Origin of the sequence: Cribrihabitans marinus (genome assembly GCF_900109035.1) — a bacterium.
In the GTDB taxonomy this organism is placed as follows: Bacteria; Pseudomonadota; Alphaproteobacteria; order Rhodobacterales; family Rhodobacteraceae; genus Cribrihabitans; species Cribrihabitans marinus.
This window is the reverse complement of the sequence record NZ_FNYD01000001.1, coordinates 460421-483855: the sequence shown is the minus strand read 5'-3', so window position 1 is coordinate 483855 and position 23435 is coordinate 460421. Positions and strand designations below refer to the sequence as shown.

The window sequence follows — 23435 nt, the reverse complement described above, 5'->3', positions numbered from 1 at the left end:
GACCATGAGACCGGTTCTGACATTCTGCATGATCTTCGCGGCGCAGGTGGCGCTGGCGCAGGAGGCCGCCGACACGGTTGCGCCCGAGGCAGCGACCGGCGGCGAGGCGACGCCCCTGTCGGCCGAGGCGGTCGCCGCGGTCACCGCCAAGGCCGCGGGCCAGCCGGTGGTGGCCGAGAACTGGATGGTCGCCGCCGCCAACCCGCTGGCGGTGGAGGCCGGGGCCGAGATCCTGCGCGCGGGCGGCAGCGCCGCTGACGCCATGGTGGCCGTGCAGGTGGTGCTGGGTCTGGTCGAGCCGCAGAGCTCGGGGCTGGGCGGCGGCGCGTTCCTGGTCTGGTACGATGCCGAGAGCGGCGAGCTGACCACGCTGGACGGGCGCGAGACCGCGCCGCTGGCGGCCACTCCGAGGCTGTTCCAGGACGAGAACGGCGAGCCGCGGCAATTCTTCGATGCGGTGGTGGGCGGACGCTCGGTCGGCACACCCGGCACGCCGGCGCTGCTGGAAGAGGCGCATCGGCGCTGGGGCCGCACGCCCTGGCCGGACCTGTTCGACAAGGGCATTGCGCTGGCCGAGGACGGGTTCGCGGTCTCGCCGCGCCTGGCCGGGCTGATCGAGGGCGACGCCGACCGGCTGTCGCGCTTCCCGGCCACGGCCGCGTATTTCCTGCCCGGCGGCACCGCTCTGGCCGAGGGCGATCTGCTGAAGAACCCCGAGTATGCCGCCACGCTGCGGACCCTGGCCGAGGAGGGCGCGGCGGGCTTCTATGGCGGGCCGATCGCGGCCGACATCGTGCGCACCGTGCGCAATGCCGAGGGCAATCCCGGCGTGCTGTCCGGCGTCGACCTGGCGCTCTATCAGGTCAAGGAGCGCGCGCCGGTCTGCGCGGAATACCGCGCCTATGATGTCTGCGGCATGGGCCCGCCATCGTCGGGCGCGCTGAACGTGGGGCAGATCCTGGGCATGCTGAACAATCATGACCTGGCCGCGCTGGGGGCCGAGAACCCCGAGGCCTGGCGGCTGATCGGCGACGCCTCGCGGCTGGCCTTCGCCGACCGCGGCCGCTACATGGCCGACAGCGATTTCGTGCCGATGCCGACGGCCGGGCTGGTCGATCCCGGCTACCTCGCCTCGCGCGCCGAACTGTTGGGCACCGACGCCGCGCTGGCCGAAGTGGCGCCGGGCAACCCGGAGTTCGATCATGCGTCGAATTGGGCCGACGACGTGTCCATCGAACTGCCCTCGACCTCGCATATATCGATCGTGGACGGGCAGGGCAACGTGCTGTCGATGACCACGACCATCGAGAACGGGTTCGGATCGCGGCTGATGACGAACGGCTTCCTGCTCAACAACGAGCTCACGGATTTCTCGTTCAAGACCCATTCCGACGGCGTGCCCATCGCCAACCGGCTGGAGCCGGGCAAGCGCCCGCGTTCCTCCATGTCGCCCACCATCGTGATGCAGGACGGCAAACCGGTGCTGGCCATCGGCTCGCCCGGCGGCAGCCGGATCATCGGCTATGTCGCCAAGTCGATCATCGCCTGGGCCGATTGGGGCATGGATGTGCAGCAGGCGCTGGCGCTGCCGCATCTTGTCAATCGCTTCGGCACTTACGATGTGGAGGAAGGCACCAGCGCCGCCGATCTGGAAGAGGCGCTGACCGGCCTCGGCTTCGAGGTCAACCAGCGCGACCTGACCTCGGGCCTGCACGCCATCGAGATCGGCGACACGCTCAGGGGCGGGGCCGATCCCCGGCGCGAAGGCATCGCGCTGGGCGAGTGACACAAGGGCGCGCCCCTCCGGCGGGGGCGCGCGCAGGACCAACCAAGGGGAGGGACGGGCATGGCCCAGCCCATCATGCTGCCGCGCAACGAGACCGGGATCGAGACCGTCACCGGTATCCTGAAACAGCGCTTCGGCGACCGGGTGCAGACCGGTGCGTCAGTGCGTGAACAGCACGGCCACACGACCACCTGGATCGACAACCAGTCGCCCGATGCGGTGGTCTTTCCCGAAAGCACCGACGAGGTGGCCGAGATCGTGCGCATCTGCGCCGAATACAAGGTGCCGGTGATCCCCTTCGGCACCGGCACCTCGCTCGAGGGGCATGTGAACGCGCCGGCGGGCGGTATTTCGGTCGACCTGATGCGGATGAACCGGATCCTCGCGGTGCATGCCGAGGATCTCGATTGCGTGGTCCAGCCCGGCGTCACCCGCGAGGATCTCAACACCCATCTGCGCGACCAGGGCCTGTTCTTTCCCATCGACCCCGGCGCCAATGCCTCGCTGGGCGGCATGGCGGCGACCCGCGCCTCGGGCACCAACGCGGTGCGCTACGGCACGATGAAGGACAACATCCTCGGCCTCGAAGTGGTGATGGCCGATGGGCAGGTGATCCGCACCGCGCAACGCGCCCGCAAGACCTCGGCCGGGTATGACCTGACCCGCCTGATGATCGGGGCCGAGGGCACGCTGGGCATCATCACCGAGATCACCCTGCGATTGCAGGGCATCCCCGAGGCGATCAGTTCGGCGCGCTGCTCCTTTCCGTCCGTGGACGCGGCCTGCCAGGCGGTGATCGCCACGATCCAGTTCGGCATCCCGATGGCCCGGATCGAGCTGCTGGACGAGATGAGCGTCAAGGCCGCAAACGACTATTCCGGGCTGGAGCTGCCCGAGACGCCGCTCCTGCTGCTGGAATTCCACGGCTCGGAGAACGGCGTCGTGGAGCAGGCCGACAGCTTCGGCGAGATCGCCGCGGATTTCGGCGGAACCGGCTTTGCCGCCACCACCACCACCGAAGAGCGCAACAAGCTGTGGAAGGCGCGGCACGACATGTACTGGGCCTCGCTGCAACTGCGTCCGGGCGCCAGCGGCATCTCAACCGATGTCTGCGTGCCGATCTCGCGGCTGGCCGAATGCGTGACCGCGGCGCAGGACAAGGCGCGCGAGCTGGGGCTGATCGCGCCCATTGTCGGCCATGTGGGCGACGGCAATTTCCACAGCCTGCCGCTGATCGACATGAGCGACGCGGACGAGGTGGCGCGGGCCGGCGAATTCGTCGGCTGGCTCAACGATCTGGCAATCTCGATGGAGGGCACCTGCACCGGCGAACACGGCATCGGGCAGGGCAAGAAACCCTATCTGGAACAAGAGCTTGGCGCCGCGACCCGCTATATGGCGGCGATCAAGGCGGCGCTGGATCCCGACAACATCATGAACCCCGGCAAGATCCTGCCCGGCTGAGCTGCACGCCGATCAAGCTTTTTCCGACATTCTGCCCCGGAAGCGCCTGAATTCCCTGTTGCAACGGACCTGAATGAATTCAGGGGACAGGTATCTTGAGCAAGTTGCATCTTTTGGGTTTCGCGGCGGTATGCGCGATTACCGGCGCGGGCGTCGATTACTACCTCCAGAACAAGAAGGCGGGCGGGTCGCTGGGCCTGTCCGGATATATCCAGAACGTCAACACGAGGTTCGACCTCTACCAGGCCGAGAAACACTCGGCCCAGCTTGAGAAAGAGCGGCAGCAGCGGTGGCGTGAAGGCGGCAAGCCTTACCTGCCCGAAGCCCCCGCCGGCTGGTCGCGCCGCAGCCTTCTGGATGGCGAGAACGCGGCGGTCCTGACCGTGCGGTCGCGCTTCGAGGCGATGAACAGCCCCAGCGCGGCGGCCTCGCCGGTGGCGATGGGGCTGAGCCGGGCCAAGGCCGAGGACATGGCGCGCAAGGCCGACAAGCGCGGCTGGGTCTATGAAAACGGCGAACAGATTGTCTGGATCGACGTGCATCTCAAGCCGCGCGCGGCCAGGAACTCGCTGATGGGCCTGGTGTCGCAGACCATTGCCGCCGAGAATTTCGGCGGCAGGGATCAGGCGGGCTTTGCGGTGATCGGCGGTGTGGGATTCATCGAGGATCTGGGTCATGCGCTGGCATCCGATGCCGATAAGCGCCCCTATCGCGAGATCATCGGCCGGATCGGCCTGGACGAGGAAGTCGTGATCCGCATCCATGCGCAGGCCGACGATGCCGCGATCCGTGACATCCTGGCCGGTGTCGATTTCGAGGGGCTGAACGCGCTCCTGCGCTGGCCGGTGCCGGTGGTCGGCAACGACGTCGTGGTACCCGAGGAAGCGCAGCCCGATTTGGCGCTGGCGATGGGCGCGCTGCACTCGGAGTTCCGGCAGTTGCAGGCCGCCGCGGCGCAGCAGCAGATAAGCAACATCGACGAGAAGGCTCTGGTGGTGAACACCATCACCTCGGGCAATGGCGGCCGGGACGGGGTGATGGACCTGACCGGCGGCAAGGTCGCGGACCTGGGCGACAGGATCCAGCGCGACTACCGCAAGGGTTTGAAAACGCTGGTCGATGGCGACCGGCGCAAGGCGGGCATTCCGGGGCTGGGCGCGGCCAAGGGGTTCCTGGCCACGATCGGCTCGGCGTTCGGCAAGGGCGACGACATCGCCGCCGCAGAACCGCGCGAGCCGGTCGAGGTCAAGGTGCGCAAGGGTGGCACCCCGGCGGGCGTCAAGCAGAACTGCTCGCTGAACGGCGCGGTCAAGCGCTGCACGCTGTCGGGCGGCTGAGCCGGCCCTCCGGCCGCGCATTTCCGGCCCGCGCCGCCCGCGCGGGTCGTTTTTTTCCCTTCACAGGTCGGGTTGCTGTCGCGCTGGGCTTGGGGTTTGCGCCATATGGGGGCAAGCAAATTCAAGCGGAGTCGCCTGGTCATGAAAACCCAAGTCAAAGCCCTGGTCGTCGGCGGCGGAGCCGTCGGAACCTCGATCGCCTATCACCTGGCACGGGCCGGCTGGGACGACGTGATGCTGGTGGAGCGCGACGAGCTGACCAGCGGCTCGACCTGGCACGCCGCCGGATTGTTGCCGCTGTTCAACATGTCCTACGCCACGACGCATATCCACAAGTATTCCGTCGATTTCTACAAGACGCTGGAAGAGGAGACCGGCCTCAATGCCGGGTTCGCGGTGGTCGGCAACCTGCGCATGGCGCAGACCGACGAACGCATGGACGAATACATGCTCTATGCCGCGACCGCCGAGACCTGCGGGGTGCCCTACGAATGGCTGACCCCGGATGAGATCAAGGCGCGCTGGCCGCTGATCGAGACCTCGGACCTCAAGGGCGCGCTCTATCACAACACCGACGGCTACATTAACCCTGCCGATGTCACCCAGGCCATGGCCAAGGGCGCCCGCCAGCGCGGCGTGACGATCGAGCGGAAGTGGCAGGCCGACGGGTTCGAGTGGAAGGGCGATCACTGGGACGTCACCCTGAGCCGAATGGTCGAGCAGGGCGGCAACCTGGTGCCCTCGGACGAGCAGGTCGTGGTCAGCGCCGAACATGTCGTCACCGCATCCGGCAACCACGCGCAGCGCACCGCCGGGATGCTGGGCATCAAGATCCCCGCCATCCCGGTCGAGCACCAGTTCATCGTGATGGACAAGGATCCCGCGCTGGTCGAGTACCGCAAGACCGGCGGGGCCGAGCATCCGGTGATCCGCGACGCCGACGCGCAGAGCTATGTCCGCGAAGAGCGTGGCGGCTGGATCCTGGGCGTCTATGAAAAGAACGCACCGGCAAGGTTCGAACATGGCGTGCCCGACAGCTTCCGCGCCGACCTCTTCCCGCTGGATCTGGAGCGGATCGAAAGCCAGTACATGGCGATGATCCATCGCATCCCCTCCTGCGAGGAGAGCGGGCTCAAGGACGATTTCAACGGGCCGATCTGCTACACGCCCGACGGCAACCCGCTGGTCGGCCCCGCACCGGGGCTGCGCAACATGTGGCTGGCCGAGGGATTCAGCTTCGGCATCACCGCCGCTGGCGGCACCGGCTATTACCTGGCGCAGCTGATGGTCGAGGGCGAGGCCGAGATCGACATGGCCAGCCTCGATCCCAAGCGCTACAGCCAGAACTGGATGACCACCGAGTTCGCCGCGCGCAAGAACGAGGAATGTTACGACCACGTCTACATCCTGCACCATCCGGACGAGGAGCGCCCGGCCTGCCGCCCGCTGCGCACCGCACCTGCCTATGACCGGCAAAAGGCGCGCGGCGCTCAGTTCGGCTGGGTCAACGGCTGGGAACGTCCGAACTACTACGGCCCGCTGGGTGCGCCGGACAACTTCGACCATGACGCGCGCAGCTTCCGCCGCGGCGGCTGGTGGCAATATGCGGTGGACGAGGCCAAGGCGATCCGCGAGGGCGTCGGCCTGATCGACGCCACTGCCTTCACCAAGCATATCGTCAAGGGGCCCGGCGCGACCCGGTTCCTCGACTGGTTCACCTGCAACAAGCTGCCCAAGGTTGGACGCATCAACCTGACCTATGCGCTGACCGATCACGGCACCACGCGCACCGAATACACCATCGTGCGCCTGAAGGAGCACGAGTATTACCTGGTCTCCGCCGGCGCCTGGACGGAATACGACGCCGATTTCCTGCGCAAGGCCGCCGAGGACAAGATGGGCGAATTCGGCTATATCGAGATTCAGGACGTGACCACCCAATGGGGCGTCTTTGCCATTGCCGGGCCGAAATCGCGCGACGTGCTGAGTGCGGTCATCAAGGATGCCGACCCGGCCACCGCGCTATCCAACAAGCGCTTCCCGTGGCTGTCCGCCCGCCGGATCGAGTTGGGCATGTGCCCGGTCAACGCCATCCGCGTGGCCTATACCGGCGAGCTTGGGTGGGAGTTGCATCACCCGATCGAGATGCAGAACTACCTCTTTGATCTGCTGGAGCAGGCGGGCGCCGAGCACGGCATGAAGCTGGTCGGTGCGCGGGCGCAGAACTGGCTGCGGCAGGAGAAGAGCTATCGCGCCTTCGGCAACGAGCTGGGCCGGGATGCCACCCCGCTCGAAGCAGACCTGCCGCGTTTCGTGGACCTGTCCAAGGAGTTCCACGGCAAGGACGCGCTGGAGCGGACCGGCGTTCGGGTCAAATGCTGCACCCTGCTGATCGATGGACCCGACGATGCCGACCCCTGGGGGCGCGAGGCACTTTATACGCCCGATGGCACCCGGGTGGGCCGCCTGACCTCGGGCGGCTATTCGGTCGCCTTCGGCCAGTCCATCGGAATGGGTTACGTCACGCCGGATCTTGCGGTCGAGGGCACGAAGCTTAAGGTCAGGATGCTCGACAAGCTGTGGGACGCGACCGTCACATGCGACAGCCCCTATGATCCGAAGAACGAGACCATCCGCAAGGACGGCTGAGCGCCGCCCGGTGCGGCTGGCGGTCCTCGCGCTCTGTGCGGGGATCGCGCTTCTGGCGACGGTGTTCTACCGCTCGAACCCCGTGACCGAGGCGGCCCGCGCCTATGCCGGTGACGTGGCCACCGCCAGCGCCGGGATCTATGTCTCGCTGCGTACGCTCAACGCGGTGCTGTCATCAGCGCAGGAGGTCGAGGTCGGCGGCTCGCTGGTCGCCTCGGCCTCGGCGCAGCCCTTCCGCTTCCTCGAACCCATCGACGACACGATCGAGCGCATCGCCGGGGTGGTGTTCAACGTGATGATCGTCACCGGCGTCCTCTCGGTGGCGATGGGGCCGGTCAGCGCCGTGGGGGCGGGCATGATGGCGCTGGCGCTGGGCATCTGGATGGCCGACCGCGGCATCGGGCGGCACGCGGTCGTCGTCGCCCTGTCGCGGCGGCTGGTGTGGTACGGGCTGTTCCTTGCGCTGGCGCTGCCGGTCGCCTTCCTGCTGTCGGGGCTGGTCGCCGACCGGTTGACCGAGGATGTCTGGGCCGAACATGCGGCCGTCATCGCCGAGATCAGCGCCGACGCCGAAAGCGCTATCCCCGACACCGATGCTCCCGCCGGCTGGTGGCAGAACCTTGGCAGCGCGATGGACGAGGCCGGGCGCTACCAGGAAATCGTGGCGAACGTGTCTGACCGCGCCGATGACCTGCTGCGCAGCTACATCGCCATCCTCGCGGTGTTCATCTTCAAGATCCTCGTGCTGCCAGCCCTGCTGATCGGCGCGTTCTTTGTGCTTGCCCGGTTCCTGTCCCGGTCGGAGGGCGCGGCCTAGCCGCCCTTGCGCATGGCCGCGAAATCCGCAGCCGCAATTGCGCCATCGCCATCCAGGTCGAGCATCCCGAAGACATCTGCGGACTTGGCTTCGAACTCAACCGCCTACACCATCCCGTCGCCATCGCCGTCGTTGAATCCGCGCGCCATGGCGTGATCGACCACCCTCATCGGCCCCTTGCGGCCGCCTGCGTTGGTTTCGATATCGGCCCGCCGCGTCTCGTCGAACAGGTCGTATTCTGCCGGGTCCAGCGTGCCATTCCCGTCCTGATCGAACATGTAGAACAATTCGCCGCGCTTTTCGGTCAACTCGGCAGGCGTCACCTGGCCATCTCCGTCGAGATCCCAATTCTCGATAAAGTGGGCGCCCGGCACCGGCTGGGCATTTGCCGACGTGGCGAGGGTCAGGGCAACAAGAACGGGGAAGTCTTGAGACAGAACATGGCGCTCTCCTCTGTGTTGCGTGTCGCGGATGAACCGGCCTGGCAGAGGCGTTCCGTCGGCGACAGGATGCCGCGGTCAGGTTGCGGTCAGTTCATCGAAGCATTCCAGCGCCTTGGCGGCGTACATCATGGACGGTCCTCCGCCCATCTGGATGGACATGCCCAGGACGTCGGCGAGTTCCGCGCGGGTTGCACCGGCTTTGACCAGCGCTTCGACGTGAAGCGAGATGCAGGGTTCGCACCGCGAGGCGATCGAGATTCCCAACGCAATGAACTCCTTGGTCTTGTAGTCCCGCATGCCGCCTTCCTTGACGGTCTTGCCCAGCGCGCCAAAGGCGCGGGACGTGTCCGGTATGGCGCCGTTGAGGTTGCGCAGCCCGGAGCGGGTCGCGGCCAGCTTCTGGTTCCAGCTCATCGAAATCTCCTTCACATATGAAATTTTTTGCATATGTGTGCGCTGATACCGCGCCGGTCCTTGATCTTGATCAGGTGGGCACCGGTTTTTAGCGCCGCCAGACCAGGGCCAGGTTGTTGGCGGGCATCTCGACCCGCTCCGCAACCTCGAGCCCCGCAGCCGCGCCCAGGTCCAGAATGTCCTGGTCGTCCTTGTAGCCGATGGCGGGGTCCTGCGCGCTCAGTGCGGCGTGAAACCGGCGGTCGCCATCGCTGGTCAGTGCGCCCGAGCGCATGAAGGGGCCGTAGATCGCCAGCGTTCCGCCCGGCGACAGCGCGCGGGCGGCTTCGGCGATCAGGGTTTCCGCCTCGGGGGCGCTGATCAGGTGCAACAGGTTGACGAGGAGGATCAGGTCCTGACCGGGATGCTCGGCCGACCAGCCCGGTCGGGTCGCGTCCAGTTCCAGCGCCGGCGCGACATTGGGCAGCGCCTTGCAATAGGCGTCGATGCTGGCGCGGCGCGCGGGGGCGATCTCGGTGGGTTGCCATTGCAGCGCCGGAAACCGCTCGGCAAAGGCCGCGACATGCTGGCCGGTGCCGCTGGCCAACTCCAGGGCGCGACCCTGCGCCGGTGCGACGCGCGCCAGCAGATCGCCCAGCGCCTCGGCATTGCGGCTGGCCGCCGGCGCGACCAGGCGGCCGCCTTCACCCGGCGTGGCGACGCTGGCCTGCGGGGGCAGGGGGCGCCGGTTCATCGCCGCAACCTGTCGGGGCGCAGCGCCGCAACCATGTCCGCGTCGATCGCAGGCGCGGCCCCGGTGACCAGATCCGCCACCAGTTGCGAGGCCGCCGGCGCGCTCTGGAAGCCATAGCCGCCCTGGCCCGCGCACCAGACAAAGTCCGGCACCTCCGGGTCCGGGCCCAGCACCAGCGCCTTGTCGGGGGCAAAGCTGCGCAGGCCGGCCCAGTTCGTCTCGACCCGGGTGACCGGCTCGGTCACCATCTCCTCGTAGCGCGCCAACCCCTCGGCCAGAACCATGTCGTCGGCCCAGGCATCCTGGGGGGCGACCGGGTCGGCATCGGCGGGCGAGACCAGAAGCTTGCCGGCATCCGGTTTGGCATACCAGCGCTCGCCCACGCCCATGATCAGGGGCCAGCCGGTGACATCGTGGCCGCCCGGTGCGGGCAGGCGGGCCATCGACCGCCGGCACGGTGTCAGGCCGACCGGTTCGACTCCGGACAGCGCCGCCACCTGATCGGCCCAGGCCCCGGCGGCATTGACGAGGATCCGCGCCTCGAAGGTCTCGCCGGCCGCATCGACCCGCCAGCCCGGAGAGTGCGCGATGGCCTCGACCAGGTGACCGGTCAGAACCCGCCCGCCATTGCGCCGGATCTCGCGCGCGAAATCCTGCAGCATCCTGTCGGTGTCGATATCCTCGGCGCCCGCGTGATAGGCCGCCTCGGCCAGCATGCCCGGATCGAGGATCGGCACCCGGTCCATCGCCTCGCCGCAGGAGATCCGCTCGAGCCCGAGCGCAGCCATGTCCCCGGCAAAAGCCTCCCCGTCTTCGGCGCGCCCGACCAGAAGGAATCCCCGCGGGCTGAGATAACCGCCATTGGCCGTCCGGTGATACTCCGCGCTGGCCCGGTTCAGCGCCACCACGGGCGCCAGGCCGTAATTCTCCTCGAACAGCGCCGCCGAGCGGCCCGAAGCGTGATAACCGAGCGCGGATTCCGCCTCGAGAACCGTCACCTTGCCGTGACGCGACAGGCGCGCGCCCGCGCTCAGCCCCGCGATGCCGCCGCCGATCACCAGAAAATCGTCCATGCCATCCTGTTCCTTCTGGGCGCGGGGAGGGCGCCTCCGACCCCGGTCGCGCGCACACTCGCATGGCGCTTCGCGAAGAAAAAGCCCCCGCCCAGTGCGGAAGTCACTTCTTGCATAAATGCTTGAAACCCGCCCATAAAGAAGCGGAGACTGGCCTTGCCGCAAACCTGGAGCACGCTGTGGAAAGCCCCGACCTACACCCGATGGCTTCGGCGCATGTTCCGAGCTACCTTCCCGGCGCGGACGGCAGCGACCCCCTGTTCACCGCGGTCGCCGTCTTCACCATCGGTTTGATCATTCTGATCGGCGGCTTCTATTTCACGTTGCATTCACTGCCCGAGCGGATGGCGCATCACGGAAATCACACGCAGTTCCAGGTGATCGGCATTCTCGCCCTGCTGGCGCTGTTCACGCATAACAACGTGTTCTGGGTCGCGGCGCTGCTGCTGGCTGCGTTCCGGATGCCGGATTTCCTGACGCCGCTGCAATCCATCTCGGATTCGCTCATGGCGATCTACAGCCGACTGCCGGTGGCGCAACAGACGCCGCATGCGGAAGCCGCGGCCCCGGCCGCCGCTCCGGAACCGGCCCGGTCGACGGCGCAGGCCACCCCTGACGCCGCGCCGCCGACGGCGCAAACCCCGGATCCCGCACCGGGGGATGGCCGCGATGTTTGAACTTCTCCTCAGTTCGCTGGTGACGATCCTGCCCGACTATCTCTATCGCCGGTACGTCCAGGGCAAACGCTGGGGGCGCGAGATCACGTTCTTCTCGATGTGGTACGAGTTGCGCTACGGGATCACGCTTTGCACGGTGCTGACCATATCGCTGATCACGCTGGTGTTCTTCTACCATCCGTCGGCCACGACCGTGACCTCGTATTTTCGCACGGTCACGATCCTGCCCGAAACCGGCGGGCGCGTGGCCGAGGTGCGTGTCGAGAACAACCAGACGGTCGAGGCCGGCGACGTGCTGTTCCGCCTCGACGCCACCAGCCAGCAGGCCGCGGTCGAGACCGCCCGCCGCAAGATCGCCGAGGTCGAAGCATCGCAACAGGTGGCCGGAGCCGACCTTGCGGCCGCAGAGGCCGGGATCGAACAGGCTTCGGCGGCCCTGGAACAGGCGCGGGACGACCTGGCCCGAAACGAGGAGCTGCGCGACCGCGGGTCATCCGCCGTGCGTCTGACGGAAATCGAGCGGTTGGAGAACCTCGTAGCCCGGCGCGAGGGCGAGGTGGCGGCGGCGGCGGCCGCGCGCGATGCCGTGAAAGAGAACATCGACGTGCTGATCCCGGCCCAGCGCGCCAGCGCCCAGGCCGCGCTGGAACAGGCCGAAGCGGAACTGGCCAAGACAACCGTGGTCGCCGGCACGTCGGGCCGGGTCGAGCAATTCGGCCTGCAGGTGGGAGACTACGTGAACCCGATCCTGCGCCCGGCGGGCATCCTTGTGCCCGAAACCTTCACGGAACAGGAACGTTATGTCGCGGGCTTTCCGCAGATCAGCGCCAGCGTGATCAAACCTGGCATGTTTGCCGAGATGGGTTGCCTGGCCAAACCGTTCGAAGTGATCCCCATGGTCATCGTCGCGGTTCAGGACGTGATTCCGGCCGGCCAGATCCGCCCCACCGACCGGCTGCGCGACCCGCAGGACAACGCCCGGCCCGGAACGATCACCGCATTCCTCGAACCGCTCTACGCCGGCCAGACCATAGGTATCCCGGCCGGCGCCACCTGTATCGCGAACGCCTATACCAACAACCACGATGCGTTGGACGACGAAGGGCTCAGCACCGCGCGCTGGATCTATCTGCACGTTGTCGATACTGTCGGGCTGGTCCATGCGATCCTTCTGCGCATCCAGATGCTCCTGATGCCGGTCACGACCCTGGTGCTGGGCGAGCATTGATCGGAACGTGATTGGCGCTTGAAGACCACTGGCGTTAAGTCGAACCCATGCTCGATGCCAAGATCCGCCCCCTGATCGACCCGATCCTGAACGCCCAGGGGCGTCGGCTGGCGCGTCGGCGCATCACCGCCAACCAGGTGACGCTTGCTGGCCTCGTGCTGGGCCTGGCGGCGGCGGTTCTGATCGCCTTCGGCCACCCCCTGCTGGCGTTGGCGCCGCTCCTGCTGTCCCGCCTGGCCGACGGGCTGGACGGGGCGGTGGCGCGCGCCGGCCAGCCCAGCGATTTCGGCGGATTTCTCGACATCACCTGCGATTTCGCCTTCTACGGCGCGATCCCGCTGGCCTTCGTGCTGGCCGATCCGTCCGGCAACGGGGTGGCGGGTTCGTTCCTGCTGATGGCCTTCTACGTGAACGGCGCCAGTTTCCTCGCCTATGCCGTGCTGGCCGAGAAGCACCGGATGTCGTCCTCCGCGCGCGGGGTCAAGACGCTCTATTTCACCGGCGGCCTGCTTGAGGGGACCGAAACCATCGCCTTCTTTGTCGCGCTCTGCCTCTGGCCCGCCTGGTTCGCGCCGATGGCCTGGGTCTTCGGAGCGCTGTGCTTCGTCACCGCCGGATCCAGGGTGCTGCTGGCGGCGCGGGTGTTTTCCGGTTCGGCGTGACCTTGGCGCGGCGCCGTGTACTATGGTGCCGGTGCAGGTGATGCTTTGGGGTGAATATGGCAGCCGACAGACCCGAGACCCGGTTCACGCTCGCGGGCGATGTTTCGATTGCCTATCAGGTCTTCGGTGACGGTCCGGTGGACCTTGTCTATGCCTCGGGCTGGCTCCACAATATCGATGTTGCCTGGGAGCATCCCGGCTATGCGGCCTTTCTGAACCGACTGGCCGAGCGGTGTCGGCTGATCCTGTTCGACAAGCGCGGCACGGGAATGTCCGACCGCAATGTCGGTGCCCCCACGCTGGAAGAACGCGCCGAGGACATCCGGGCGGTGATGGACGCCGCCGGATCGGAACGTGCGGCGCTGTTCGGTGTCAGCGAAGGCGGCAACATGACGACGATGTTCGCCGCGACCTATCCCGAAAGGGTCTCGGGCGTTGTCCTGATCGGATGCTTCCCCTGCAGGGCCTGGAAACCCGACTGGCCGGATGGCCGCAAGCGTGACGCGCACGAGGCCGATATGAGCAACCTGCGCAACTCCTGGGGCGACTTTTCGGATTTCTTCCGCGAAGTGGCCCCGACGGTGGCCGATGATCCGCAGGAGCAGGCCTTCATGAACCGTCTGCTGGTGCAGTCTGGCAGCCCGTCCTCGGCCGTTGCGATCACCCGCCTCAACTACGAGATCGACATTCGCGCCCTTCTGCCTTCGGTGCAGGCGCCGGCGCTGGTTCTGCACATGAGCGGCGACCGGGCGGTCGATTTGAGGGATGCCCGTTATCTTGCCGAGGCCATGCCGAACAGCGAATTGCGGATCCTCGAGCGGGACGACCATCTGCCGTGGGTGGGCGATCCGTACCAGGTCAGCGACCAGATCCTGAATTTCGTGGCCCAGGCCGAGGTTCCGGTGCGCGACGAAAGGGTGCTCGCGACGATCCTGGTGACGGATATCGTCGGTTCCACGGAACGGGCCGCAAAACTGGGCGATGCAGGGTGGAAGCAGTTGATCGAGTCCCATGACTCCGCGGCACGGCGGGCGGTGTCCCGGCATGACGGCGATCTGGTGAAATGGCTGGGCGACGGGTTGATGGCGACCTTTGCCGGCCCCAGTCGCGCGGTTGCCGCCGCCCGGGCGATCCGCGAGGATGCCGCCGCCCTGGGCCTGCAAATCCGCTCTGGTGTTCACACCGGCGAATGCCTGCGTCGGCAGGACGACGTGACCGGACTTGCCGTGACAATATCACAGCGCATCGCCGACGGGGCAGGCGCGGAAGAGATACGCGTCTCGGGAACCGTCCGCGATCTTGTGGTCGGATCAGGGCTCGAATTCGAAACGCTCGCCCCGCAGACGCTCAAGGGCGTTCCGGGAGAATGGCCGTTGTTTCGCCTGCAGTCATGAAAAACCCCGCCACGAGGGCGGGGCTCAGTCTGCTTGCCTGAGGCGCCCGCTTATTGCGGGATCTCGCCTTCCAGTCCTTCGACATAGAAGTTCATGCCGGCCAGCGTACCGTCATCGGCGGTCTCGCCCTCGGCCAGCCAGTCGCTGCCGTCCTGCTTTTTCAGCGGCCCGGTGAACGGGTGGTATTCGCCATTGGCGATGCTGTTCATCAGCGCGACCGCCTCTTCCTTGACATCCGCCGGAACCGCGTCGGTGATCTCGCCGATCTCGACCATGCCCTCGCGGATGCCGTCCCAGGTGCTGGTGCTCTCCCAGGTGCCGTCCATTACCGCCTGGGTGCGCGCGATGTAATAGGGCGCCCAGTTGTCGATGATCGAGCTCACGCGCGGCTTGGGCTTGTATTCGGACATATCCGAGGCCTGGCCGAAGGTGATCACGTTGCCCGCATCCTGCGCGGCGGCCTGCGGGGCAGTGGAATCAGTGTGCTGCAGGATCACGTCGGCGCCCTGTTCGATCAGCACCTTGGCCGCGTCGGCCTCTTTCGCGGGGTCGAACCAGGTATAGGCCCAGACGATCTTGAACTGCACGTCCGGGTTGGCCTTCCTGGCGTGGATGAAGGCCGAGTTGATGCCGCGGACCACTTCGGGGATCGGGTAGGAGCCGATATAGCCCACGATGTTGGATTCCGTCATCTTGCCGGCGATGTGGCCCTGCACCGCGCGCCCCTCGTAGAAGCGGGCGGAATAGACCGACACGTTGGGCGCGGTCTTGTAGCCGGTGGCGTGCTCGAATTTCACGTCCGGGAACTTCTTGGCGACGTTGATGGTCGGGTCCATGTAACCGAAGGAAGTGGTGAAGATCAGGTCGGCGCCGTCCAGCGCCATCTGCGTCATCACCCGCTCGGCATCGGGGCCCTCGGGCACGCTTTCGACGAACACGGTCTCGACCTTGTCTCCGAATTCCTTTTCGACCGCCTGGCGGCCCTTGTCGTGTTCATAGGTCCAGCCGCCGTCGCCGACGGGGCCGACATAGACGAAGCCCACCTTTGTCTTGTCCTGCGCCCATGCGCCGGTCGCAAGACCCAGCGCCACGGCGCCGGTTGCGAGTAGTTTGGTCAGTTTCATGAGTTTCTCCCCAGTTGGTGTGTTGAATTCAGTGTCAATGCGCGGCGTGGAATGACCGGCCGAGCGATGCCGGTGCACGGCTCTTGTCGGCGGACAGGATCACGAGCACCAGGATCGTCACCAGATAGGGCGACATTGCCAGATACTCGACCGGAATGGCAACGCCCGCCGCCTGCAGGTTCAGCTGCACCACGGTCACGCCGCCGAACAGATAGGCGCCCAGCAGCACGCGCCACGGCTTCCAGCTGGCGAAGACCACCAGCGCCAGCGCGATCCAGCCGACGCCGGCGGTCATCCCTTCCGTCCACTGCGGCACGCGCACCAGGCTGATATAGGCCCCGCCCAGCCCCGCGCAGGCGCCGCCGAACAGGATGGCCAGCGTGCGGATGCGGATCACCTTGTAGCCCAGCGCGTGGGCGGCGTCGTGGTTCTCGCCCACCGCGCGCAGGATCAGACCGGCGCGGGTGTATTTCAGCGTCGCCCAGACCGCCGCGACCAGGGCGATGCCCAGGTACAGCACCAGGTCATGCCCGAACAGGATCCGGCCCACCACCGGCAGGTCGCTCAGCACCGGGATGTCCAGCTTCGGCGTCGAGGGCGGCTTGATGCCCACATAGCCCTGGCCCATCAGCGCGCTCAGCCCCAGCCCGAACAGCGTCAGCGCCAGCCCGCTCGCCACCTGGTTGGCCAGCGCCACCTGGGTCAGCACCGCGAAGAGCAGTGACAGAAGCGCTCCGCCCACCGCCGCGGCCACGAAGCCCAAGGCGGGCGAGCCGGTCTCGACCGTCACGGCAAAGCCGCAGATCGCGCCGGTGATCATCATCCCCTCGACACCGAGGTTCAGCACGCCGGATTTCTCGACCACCAGCTCGCCGATCCCGGCCAGCAGGATCGGTGTGGCGGCGACCATCAGCGAAGCCACCAGCAGGACGGGATTGATTGCGGACAGGTCCATCTCAGGCCACCTCGCTCCAGGCCGCGCGGACGCGGTAGTTGGTCAACAGGTCCAGCGCCAGCAGGAAGAACAGAAGCATCCCCTGGAACACCTGGATCGCGGCGGCGGGCAGGCCCAGGTTCGACTGCGCGATCTCGCCGCCGATATAGGTCAGCGCCATCAGCCCGCCCGCCAACAGAATGCCCACCGGGTGCAGCCGGCCCAGGAACGCCACGATGATCGCGGTAAAGCCATAGCCCACGTTGAAGTCGATGCTGACCACGCCCGCCGGTCCCGACACCTCGAACAGCCCCGCCAGCCCCGCCAGCGCGCCCGAGGCGCCGAGGCAGAACAGGATCAGCCGCGCGGGCCGCACGCCGGCGAATTTCGCCGCCCGCGGTGCCTCGCCGGTCAGCCGGATGTGAAAGCCCAGCATGTGCCGGTTCAGCAGCACATAGGCAAAGATCACCGCGATCAGCGCCGCCACCACGCCCCAATGCATCCCCGATCCGGCGATCAGTTCGGCATTATATGCGCTCTCATATTGCTGCAGGTTGCGCGAGCCGGGAAAACCGAACCCCTCGGGGTTCTTCATGAGCCCCAGAGACATCGAGGCCAGCAGCTGCTCGGCCACATAGACCAGCATCAGCGACACCAGGATCTCGTTGGTGCCGAACCGCACCTTGAGCACCGCCGGGATCATCGCCCAGACCCAGCCGCCCAGCGCACCGCCGATCACCATCAGCGGAAACACGTACCACGCTTCCAGCGGGTAGAGGGCCAGCCCGACGCCGGCGCCCATCAGCGCGCCGATGATGTATTGCCCCTCGGCGCCGATATTCCAGATCCCGGCGCGGAACCCCAGCGACAGGCCGATCGCGATCAGCACCAGCGGCGCCCCCTTCACCAGAAGCTGCGGGCGGTAGTAGAAAGCGAACTCGCCAAAGAGCGGATCCCAGAAGATCGTCCGGATCGCCTCGACCGGGTTCTTGCCAAGCGCCGCGAACAGCAGCCCGCCGAACAGCATCGTCGCCAGCACCGCCACCACCGGGGTCGCCATCGACCAGGCCCGCGACGGCTGCGGCCGTTTGTCCAGCACGATCATCGGCACATTCCCCCACAGGCTTCATCTTTTCGAAAATACTCTCGCCGAAGGCGCCCGCACATATCACACATGCGCCACCTCCATGCCATGCGCGCCGCCCATCATCAGGCCGATCTCCTCAACCGACAGGTCCGCGGTCTCGCGCGGCGCGCTCAGCCGGCCCTCGTTCAGCGCGGCAAAGCTGTCGGCGATCTCCATCAGCTCGTCCAGGTCCTGGCTGATGCAGACCACTGCCGTTCCCTTGGCCGCCAGGTCCAGCAGCGCCTGCCGGATCGCCGCCGCCGCCGAGGCATCCACGCCCCAGGTCGGCTGGTTCACGACCAGCACTTCGGGCCGCTGCAGCACCTCGCGCCCGATCACGAATTTCTGCAGGTTGCCACCCGACAGCGACCGTGCCGCGTTCTCCGGCCCCGGGGTGCGCACGTCGAACTCCGCGATGATGCGCTCGGCGAAACTCTGTGTCTCGGACCAGCGCAGGAAGCCGTTGCGCTCCAGCCCCTCGCGCACCGACCCGGTCAGCAGAGCGTTCTCGGTCAGGCTCATGTTCGGCGCCGCCGCATGGCCCAGCCGCTCCTCGGGCGCGGTCAGAAGGCCCAGCCGCCGCCGCGCGGTCGGCCCCAGGCGCCCGATCGGCCGGTCCATCAGCTTCACCGCGTCCGCCGCGGTCAAGATCTCGCCCGACAACACGCCCAGCAGCTCGTCCTGCCCGTTCCCGGCCACTCCGCCGATGCCCAGCACCTCGCCCTTGCGCACCGCCAGGTGCACGTTCTTGAGCGCCGTGCCGAAGGCCGAGGGGCTGGGCACCGACAGGCCCGAGATGTCCAGCGCCATCTCGCCGAAGGCGCGCCCGGCCCGTTCCGGGGTCTGCAGCACGGTGCCCACCATCAATTCGGCCATGTCCCGCGCCGAGGTCTCGGACGGCACGCATTCGCCCACATTCTTGCCCAGCCGCAGGATCGTCGCCGCATCGCAGAGCGCGCGGATTTCCTCCAGCTTGTGCGAGATATAGAGGATCGAGGTGCCTTCGGACCGCAGTTTCTTGAGCGTTTCGAACAGGATCTCGACCTCCTGCGGGGTCAGGACGCTGGTCGGCTCGTCCATGATCAGCAGCTTGGGATCCTGCAGCAGGCAGCGGATGATCTCGACCCGCTGCCGCTCGCCCGCCGAGAGGTCGCCCACGGTGCGGAACGGATCGAGCGGCAGGCCATAGGTCTCGCTGACCTCGCGAATGCGCGCGGCCAGGTCGCGCAGGGCGGGCGGCTTCTCCATCCCCAGCGCGATGTTCTCGGCCACGTTCAGCGCATCGAACAGCGAGAAATGCTGGAACACCATCGCGATGCCGTCGGCCCGCGCCGCGCGCGGCTCGCTGGGCGCAAAAGCCGCGCCGCGCAACAGCATCTTGCCGCTGTCCGGCTTGACCAGGCCATAGATCATCTTGACCAGCGTGGATTTCCCCGCGCCGTTCTCGCCCAGCAGGGCATGGACCTCGCCCTCGCCGATGTCGAAGGATACCGAGTCGTTCGCCACGACGCCGGGATAGGCCTTGGTCAGCCCTTGTAGGCTCAGAAGTGGTGTGTTCACGCGCGCGGCTCCTTCCGCTGGTCGCCCCGGCCGCTTCCCACGCCGCTCATGGCCCGGCGCCCTGAGGCCGTTCGGCGCACGGCCGGTCGGATGCTGACGCGCCCGCGGACACATCCCGCAGCGCAACGCGCTCTCCGATCAGAAGAAACGTGAAGTTCATACTTGAAACCGGTCGCGGTACCCTGTTGGCCCGATATGCCCCGGCCTCCGATGCGACGGAGAAGGCCGAGCGGGCTATTGTTGTGCCGCCACGTTAGAAAGCCGCGTGCCGCTCTGGCAAGAAAAACCGATGCTGCGCCGCAGAATTTTTTCGTTTTTGCCGGCCCACTTGCAGGGAATGCCGGGAATTTCATCGCGATTCCGGTGGGTTTCCTTCCGGTTGGCGCGAAGGTGCTTCAAAAATTCCAAGAGAACCGATAGCGGCCCTTTCGCTTCGGCGGCGGAACCCGGTGCTGCGGGGCCCGGCACTTTCGGCTTTCCGCTGCCGGAACCGGCCCCTAATGTCGGGCCATGAGCAGCGATCCCCGATTCATCCACCTGCGCGTTCACACCGAGTATTCGCTTCTGGAAGGGGCGGTTCGGCTCAAGAAACTGCCGGATCTCTGCAAGCGCATGGAGATGCCGGCGGTGGCCGTCACCGACACCAACAACCTCTTCGCCGCGCTGGAGTTTTCGGTCGCGGCCAGCGGCGCGGGCATCCAGCCGATCATCGGCTGCCAGGTCGATCTGGCCTATGTCGAGCGAACGCCCGGCGAACAGCCCCACCGGCCCGCGCCCCTTGTCCTGCTGGCGCAGTCCGAGGCGGGGTATGAGAACCTGATGCGCCTCAATACCTGCCTCTACGTGGACAAGCGCGGACAGCTGCCGCAGGTCACGCTGGCCGAGCTCGAGGCCTTGTCCGGCGGCCTCATCTGCCTGACGGGCGGGCCGGACGGGCCGATAGGGCGCCAGTTGCAGGCGGGGCAACGCCCGGCGGCCGAGGCGCTTCTGGATCGGCTGGCGGCGGCCTTTCCCGACCGGCTCTATGTCGAATTGCAGCGTCATCCCGGCGAGGATGGCGCACCCGAGGCCGAGCGGCTGACCGAGCGCGGCCATATCGAGATGGCCTATGCCAAGTCGCTGCCGCTGGTCGCCACAAACGATGTCTATTTCCCCGAGGCCGGCATGTACGAGGCACATGACGCGCTGATCTGCATCTCCGATGGCGCCTATGTCGACCAGCAGGATCCGCGCCGCCGCCTGACCGCGCAGCACTATTTCAAGAGCCCGCAGGAAATGGCGACGCTGTTCGCCGATCTGCCCGAGGCGCTGGAGAACACCGTCGAGATTGCCCGCCGTTGCGCCTTCATGGCCTGCAGGCGAGACCCGATCCTGCCCAGGTTCGCCGATGACGAAGTCGAGGAACTGCGCCGCCAGGCCAACGAGGGGCTGCAGAAGCGGCTGGCGGTGATCCCGCACGCGGTCAGCCTCGAGGCGTATCAGAAGCGTCTGGATTTCGAACTGGGCATCATCGAGGGGATGGGCTTTCCCGGCTATTTCCTGATCGTTGCCGATTTCATCAAATGGGCCAAGGATCACGACATTCCGGTGGGGCCGGGGCGCGGCTCGGGCGCGGGCAGCCTGGTGGCCTATGCGCTGACCATCACCGATCTGGACCCGCTGCGCTACAGCCTGCTGTTCGAACGGTTCCTGAACCCCGAGCGGGTCAGCATGCCGGATTTCGACATCGACTTCTGCATGGACCGCCGCGAAGAGGTGATCCGCTACGTGCAGGAGAAATACGGCCGCGACAAGGTGGGCCAGATCATCACTTTCGGCGCGCTTCTGTCCAAGGCGGCGGTGCGCGATATCGGCCGGGTGTTGCAGATGCCCTATGGCCAGGTGGACCGCCTGAGCAAGATGATCCCGGTGGAGGGGGTCAAGCCGGTCAGCATCGAGAAGGCGCTGAGCGACGAGCCGCGCCTGCGCGAGGCCGCGCGCGAGGAAGAGGTGGTGGACCGCCTCCTGACCTATGGCCAGCAGGTCGAGGGCCTGCTGCGCAACGCCTCGACCCATGCCGCCGGCGTGGTGATCGGCGACCGGCCGCTCGATGCTCTGGTGCCGCTCTACCAGGATCCGCGCTCGGACATGCCGGCCACGCAGTTCAACATGAAATGGGTGGAGCAGGCCGGGCTGGTCAAGTTCGATTTCCTGGGGCTCAAGACCCTCACGGTGATCCAGAACGCCATCGACCTCATCCACAAGTCCGGCCGCGACCTGCATGTGGCGCAGGACGGCAGCACGATCTACCAGCCCTTCGAGGGGGCCGAGAACGACATCGGCCAGATCCCGCTGGACGACGCCAAGACCTATGAGCTCTATTCGCGGGCCAAGACTGTCGCGGTGTTCCAGGTGGAAAGCTCGGGCATGATGGATGCGCTCAAGCGCATGAAGCCCAACTGCATCGAGGATATCGTGGCGCTGGTGGCGCTCTACCGTCCCGGCCCGATGGAGAACATCCCCACCTATTGCGAGGTCAAGAACGGCCAGCGCGAGATCACCTCGATCCACCCGCTGATCGACGACATCCTGGAAGAGACGCAGGGCATCATCGTCTACCAGGAACAGGTGATGCAGATCGCGCAGGTCATGGCCGGCTACAGTCTGGGCGGCGCCGACCTGCTGCGCCGCGCCATGGGCAAGAAGATCAAGGAGGCGATGGACGCCGAGCGCCCGAAGTTCATCGAGGGCGCGAAGAAGAACGGCGTGGACAAGCCCAAGGCCAGCGAGGTGTTCGACCTGCTGGAGAAATTCGCCAATTACGGCTTCAACAAGTCCCACGCCGCCGCCTATGCGGTGGTCAGCTACCAGACCGCTTGGCTCAAGGCGAACCACCCGGTCGAGTTCATGGCCGGGGTGATGAATTGCGACCTGCACCTGACCGACAAGCTGGGCGTCTATTTCGAAGAGGTGCGCAAGGGGCTGGGCCTGCCCTGGGTACCGCCCTGCGTGAACCGCAGCCAGGCCACATTCGATGTGGAGGGCGGCGAACTGGTCTATGCGCTCGGCGCGCTCAAGAATGTGGGTGTCGAGGCGATGCGGCTGGTGACCGAGGCGCGCGGCGACGGCGCGTTCGTCACCCTCTATGACTTCGCCCGCCGCGTGGATCTGAAACGCGTCGGCAAGCGCCCGCTCGAGATGCTGGCCCGTGCCGGTGCCTTTGATCAACTGGATCCGAACCGGCGCCGCGTGTTCGACAGCCTGGACGCGCTGGTGGCCTATTCTGCGGCTGTGCACGATCAGAAGAATTCGAACCAGGTGTCGCTGTTCGGCGAGGCGGGCGAGGATCTGCCCGAGCCGCGCCTGGTGCAGACCCCCGACTGGCTGCCCGCCGAACGCCTGGCCGAGGAGTTCAAGGCGATCGGCTTCTACCTGTCGGGGCATCCGCTGGACGACTACATGCCCAGCCTCAGGCGCCAGGACGTGCTGACCCTGGACGGCGTCACCGAGAAGGTGCGCGCCGGCCCGCTGATCGCCAAGATCGCCGGTGTCGTGGCCGGCCGGCAGGAGCGCAAATCCGCGCGCGGCAACCGCTTCGCCTTTGTCCAGATGAGCGACCCGACCGGCGCATTCGAGGTCACGCTGTTTTCCGAGGCGCTGGAGAAGAGCCGCGATTTCCTGGAAACCGGCGCCAAGGTTGTTGTGACCGCCGAGGCGACGCAGGAATCGGATCAGCTCAAGCTGCTGGGCCGGTCCATCGCGCCGATCGACGCGGCTGTGGCCGGGGCAGGGGCCACCGGCCTGCGGGTGTTCGTGGACGAGGCGGATGCGGTGGGCACCGTGGCCCGCGTTCTTCAGGATGCCGCCAATGCAGCGCGCGGCGCCTCGAAAGGCCCGGTTCAGTTCTGCCTGATCGCGCCGGGCCTGCCGGGCGATGTCGAGATGGACCTGGGCCAGGATTTTCCGATCAATCCGCAGATCAAGGGCGCGATCAAATCGCTGGAAGGGGTGATGTCGGTCGAGGAGTTGTGACGC

Annotated in this window: 19 protein-coding genes; 10 read left to right on the top strand and 9 right to left on the bottom strand. The window is 66.8% G+C overall.

Features of this window, described 5'->3' with window-relative positions:
• Positions 1 to 4 precede the first annotated feature (4 nt).
• The 5 genes from ggt to BMX57_RS02360 all read left to right on the top strand — a co-directional run bounded on the left by ggt (position 5) and on the right by BMX57_RS02360 (position 8053).
• Complete coding sequence (gene ggt, locus BMX57_RS02380) at positions 5 to 1786, top strand: gamma-glutamyltransferase (RefSeq protein ID WP_092362120.1); 1782 nt, start codon at positions 5 to 7, stop codon at positions 1784 to 1786.
• Between the two features lie 60 nt (positions 1787 to 1846).
• Complete coding sequence (locus BMX57_RS02375) at positions 1847 to 3250, top strand: FAD-binding oxidoreductase (protein ID WP_092362118.1); 1404 nt, start codon at positions 1847 to 1849, stop codon at positions 3248 to 3250.
• A gap of 95 nt (positions 3251 to 3345) precedes the next feature.
• Complete coding sequence (locus BMX57_RS02370; protein ID WP_092362116.1) at positions 3346 to 4587, top strand: hypothetical protein; 1242 nt, start codon at positions 3346 to 3348, stop codon at positions 4585 to 4587.
• A gap of 141 nt (positions 4588 to 4728) precedes the next feature.
• Entirely contained in the window at positions 4729 to 7236 is a 2508-nt protein-coding gene (locus tag BMX57_RS02365) for a GcvT family protein (protein ID WP_092362114.1), read from the top strand.
• A 10-nt stretch (positions 7237 to 7246) separates the two neighbouring features.
• Positions 7247 to 8053 (top strand): hypothetical protein, encoded by an 807-nt coding sequence (locus tag BMX57_RS02360; protein WP_092362112.1) that lies wholly within the window; start codon positions 7247 to 7249, stop codon positions 8051 to 8053.
• A gap of 104 nt (positions 8054 to 8157) precedes the next feature.
• Here BMX57_RS02360 and BMX57_RS20835 read toward each other — a convergent pair whose 3' ends face one another.
• The 4 genes from BMX57_RS20835 to BMX57_RS02340 form a co-directional block, all read right to left on the bottom strand.
• Positions 8158 to 8376: a hypothetical protein gene (locus tag BMX57_RS20835; protein WP_229724172.1), complete on the bottom strand. Its 219-nt coding sequence runs from the start codon at positions 8374 to 8376 to the stop codon at positions 8158 to 8160.
• Positions 8377 to 8571: 195 nt separating this feature from the next.
• The gene (locus BMX57_RS02350; RefSeq protein WP_092362110.1) at positions 8572 to 8910 is read right to left on the bottom strand and encodes a carboxymuconolactone decarboxylase family protein; all 339 of its coding nucleotides are present in this window, start codon (positions 8908 to 8910) and stop codon (positions 8572 to 8574) included.
• Between the two features lie 88 nt (positions 8911 to 8998).
• A complete protein-coding gene (locus BMX57_RS02345) occupies positions 8999 to 9643 on the bottom strand; it encodes a DUF938 domain-containing protein (protein ID WP_092362108.1) in 645 nt (214 codons plus the stop codon).
• On the bottom strand, positions 9640 to 10716 hold the full coding sequence (locus tag BMX57_RS02340) for an NAD(P)/FAD-dependent oxidoreductase (protein WP_092362106.1): 1077 nt from the start codon (positions 10714 to 10716) through the stop codon (positions 9640 to 9642). Before BMX57_RS02340 ends, BMX57_RS02345 begins: the two co-directional genes overlap by 4 nt.
• 62 nt (positions 10717 to 10778) lie before the next feature.
• Between BMX57_RS02340 and BMX57_RS20560 the strand changes: the two genes are divergently transcribed.
• Genes BMX57_RS20560 through BMX57_RS02320 form a run of 4 tightly spaced genes read left to right on the top strand, consistent with a single transcriptional unit; the run spans position 10779 to position 14677 of the window.
• Entirely contained in the window at positions 10779 to 11393 is a 615-nt protein-coding gene (locus BMX57_RS20560) for a hypothetical protein (protein ID WP_177175361.1), read from the top strand.
• Entirely contained in the window at positions 11386 to 12621 is a 1236-nt protein-coding gene (locus BMX57_RS02330) for an HlyD family secretion protein (RefSeq protein ID WP_092362233.1), read from the top strand. The genes BMX57_RS20560 and BMX57_RS02330 overlap by 8 nt, the downstream gene beginning before the upstream one ends.
• A gap of 47 nt (positions 12622 to 12668) precedes the next feature.
• Complete coding sequence (locus BMX57_RS02325) at positions 12669 to 13283, top strand: CDP-alcohol phosphatidyltransferase family protein (protein WP_092362104.1); 615 nt, start codon at positions 12669 to 12671, stop codon at positions 13281 to 13283.
• 56 nt (positions 13284 to 13339) lie between these two features.
• Positions 13340 to 14677 carry an adenylate/guanylate cyclase domain-containing protein gene (locus BMX57_RS02320; RefSeq protein WP_092362102.1) on the top strand — a complete coding sequence of 446 codons (1338 nt, stop codon included), beginning with the start codon at positions 13340 to 13342 and terminating at the stop codon, positions 14675 to 14677.
• A 50-nt stretch (positions 14678 to 14727) separates the two neighbouring features.
• On the opposite strand, the gene BMX57_RS02315 is transcribed toward BMX57_RS02320, so the two are convergent.
• The 5 genes from BMX57_RS02315 to BMX57_RS20280 all read right to left on the bottom strand — a co-directional run bounded on the left by BMX57_RS02315 (position 14728) and on the right by BMX57_RS20280 (position 19970).
• Positions 14728 to 15801 carry a BMP family ABC transporter substrate-binding protein gene (locus BMX57_RS02315; protein ID WP_092362101.1) on the bottom strand — a complete coding sequence of 358 codons (1074 nt, stop codon included), beginning with the start codon at positions 15799 to 15801 and terminating at the stop codon, positions 14728 to 14730.
• A 34-nt stretch (positions 15802 to 15835) separates the two neighbouring features.
• Positions 15836 to 16756, bottom strand: coding sequence for an ABC transporter permease (locus BMX57_RS02310; protein ID WP_092362099.1), 921 nt, complete (start codon positions 16754 to 16756; stop codon positions 15836 to 15838).
• Position 16757: 1 nt separating this feature from the next.
• A complete protein-coding gene (locus tag BMX57_RS02305) occupies positions 16758 to 17840 on the bottom strand; it encodes an ABC transporter permease (protein WP_092362097.1) in 1083 nt (360 codons plus the stop codon).
• A gap of 63 nt (positions 17841 to 17903) precedes the next feature.
• Positions 17904 to 19421 carry an ABC transporter ATP-binding protein gene (locus tag BMX57_RS02300; RefSeq protein ID WP_092362095.1) on the bottom strand — a complete coding sequence of 506 codons (1518 nt, stop codon included), beginning with the start codon at positions 19419 to 19421 and terminating at the stop codon, positions 17904 to 17906.
• Positions 19422 to 19655: 234 nt separating this feature from the next.
• Positions 19656 to 19970: a hypothetical protein gene (locus tag BMX57_RS20280; protein WP_143057866.1), complete on the bottom strand. Its 315-nt coding sequence runs from the start codon at positions 19968 to 19970 to the stop codon at positions 19656 to 19658.
• On the opposite strand from BMX57_RS20280, the gene dnaE reads away from it, so the two are divergent.
• A complete protein-coding gene (gene dnaE / locus BMX57_RS02295; RefSeq protein WP_092362093.1) occupies positions 19932 to 23432 on the top strand; it encodes a DNA polymerase III subunit alpha in 3501 nt (1166 codons plus the stop codon). The two genes, BMX57_RS20280 and dnaE, sit on opposite strands and share 39 nt — an antisense overlap.
• Positions 23433 to 23435 lie beyond the last annotated feature (3 nt).

Bases quoted from the DNA above. Each gene is read 5' to 3' on its own strand.
- ggt (WP_092362120.1), top strand. From the start codon at position 5: ATGAGACCGGTTCTGACATTCTGCATGATCTTCGCGGCGCAGGTGGCG.
- BMX57_RS02375 (WP_092362118.1), top strand. From the start codon at position 1,847: ATGGCCCAGCCCATCATGCTGCCGCGCAACGAGACCGGGATCGAGACC.
- BMX57_RS02365 (WP_092362114.1), top strand. From the start codon at position 4,729: ATGAAAACCCAAGTCAAAGCCCTGGTCGTCGGCGGCGGAGCCGTCGGA.
- BMX57_RS02350 (WP_092362110.1), bottom strand. From the start codon at position 8,910: ATGAGCTGGAACCAGAAGCTGGCCGCGACCCGCTCCGGGCTGCGCAAC.
- BMX57_RS02345 (WP_092362108.1), bottom strand. From the start codon at position 9,643: ATGAACCGGCGCCCCCTGCCCCCGCAGGCCAGCGTCGCCACGCCGGGT.
- BMX57_RS02340 (WP_092362106.1), bottom strand. From the start codon at position 10,716: ATGGACGATTTTCTGGTGATCGGCGGCGGCATCGCGGGGCTGAGCGCG.
- BMX57_RS20560 (WP_177175361.1), top strand. From the start codon at position 10,779: ATGGCGCTTCGCGAAGAAAAAGCCCCCGCCCAGTGCGGAAGTCACTTC.
- BMX57_RS02330 (WP_092362233.1), top strand. From the start codon at position 11,386: ATGTTTGAACTTCTCCTCAGTTCGCTGGTGACGATCCTGCCCGACTAT.
- BMX57_RS02325 (WP_092362104.1), top strand. From the start codon at position 12,669: ATGCTCGATGCCAAGATCCGCCCCCTGATCGACCCGATCCTGAACGCC.
- BMX57_RS02320 (WP_092362102.1), top strand. From the start codon at position 13,340: ATGGCAGCCGACAGACCCGAGACCCGGTTCACGCTCGCGGGCGATGTT.
- BMX57_RS02315 (WP_092362101.1), bottom strand. From the start codon at position 15,801: ATGAAACTGACCAAACTACTCGCAACCGGCGCCGTGGCGCTGGGTCTT.
- BMX57_RS02310 (WP_092362099.1), bottom strand. From the start codon at position 16,756: ATGGACCTGTCCGCAATCAATCCCGTCCTGCTGGTGGCTTCGCTGATG.
- BMX57_RS02305 (WP_092362097.1), bottom strand. From the start codon at position 17,840: ATGATCGTGCTGGACAAACGGCCGCAGCCGTCGCGGGCCTGGTCGATG.
- dnaE (WP_092362093.1), top strand. From the start codon at position 19,932: ATGAGCAGCGATCCCCGATTCATCCACCTGCGCGTTCACACCGAGTAT.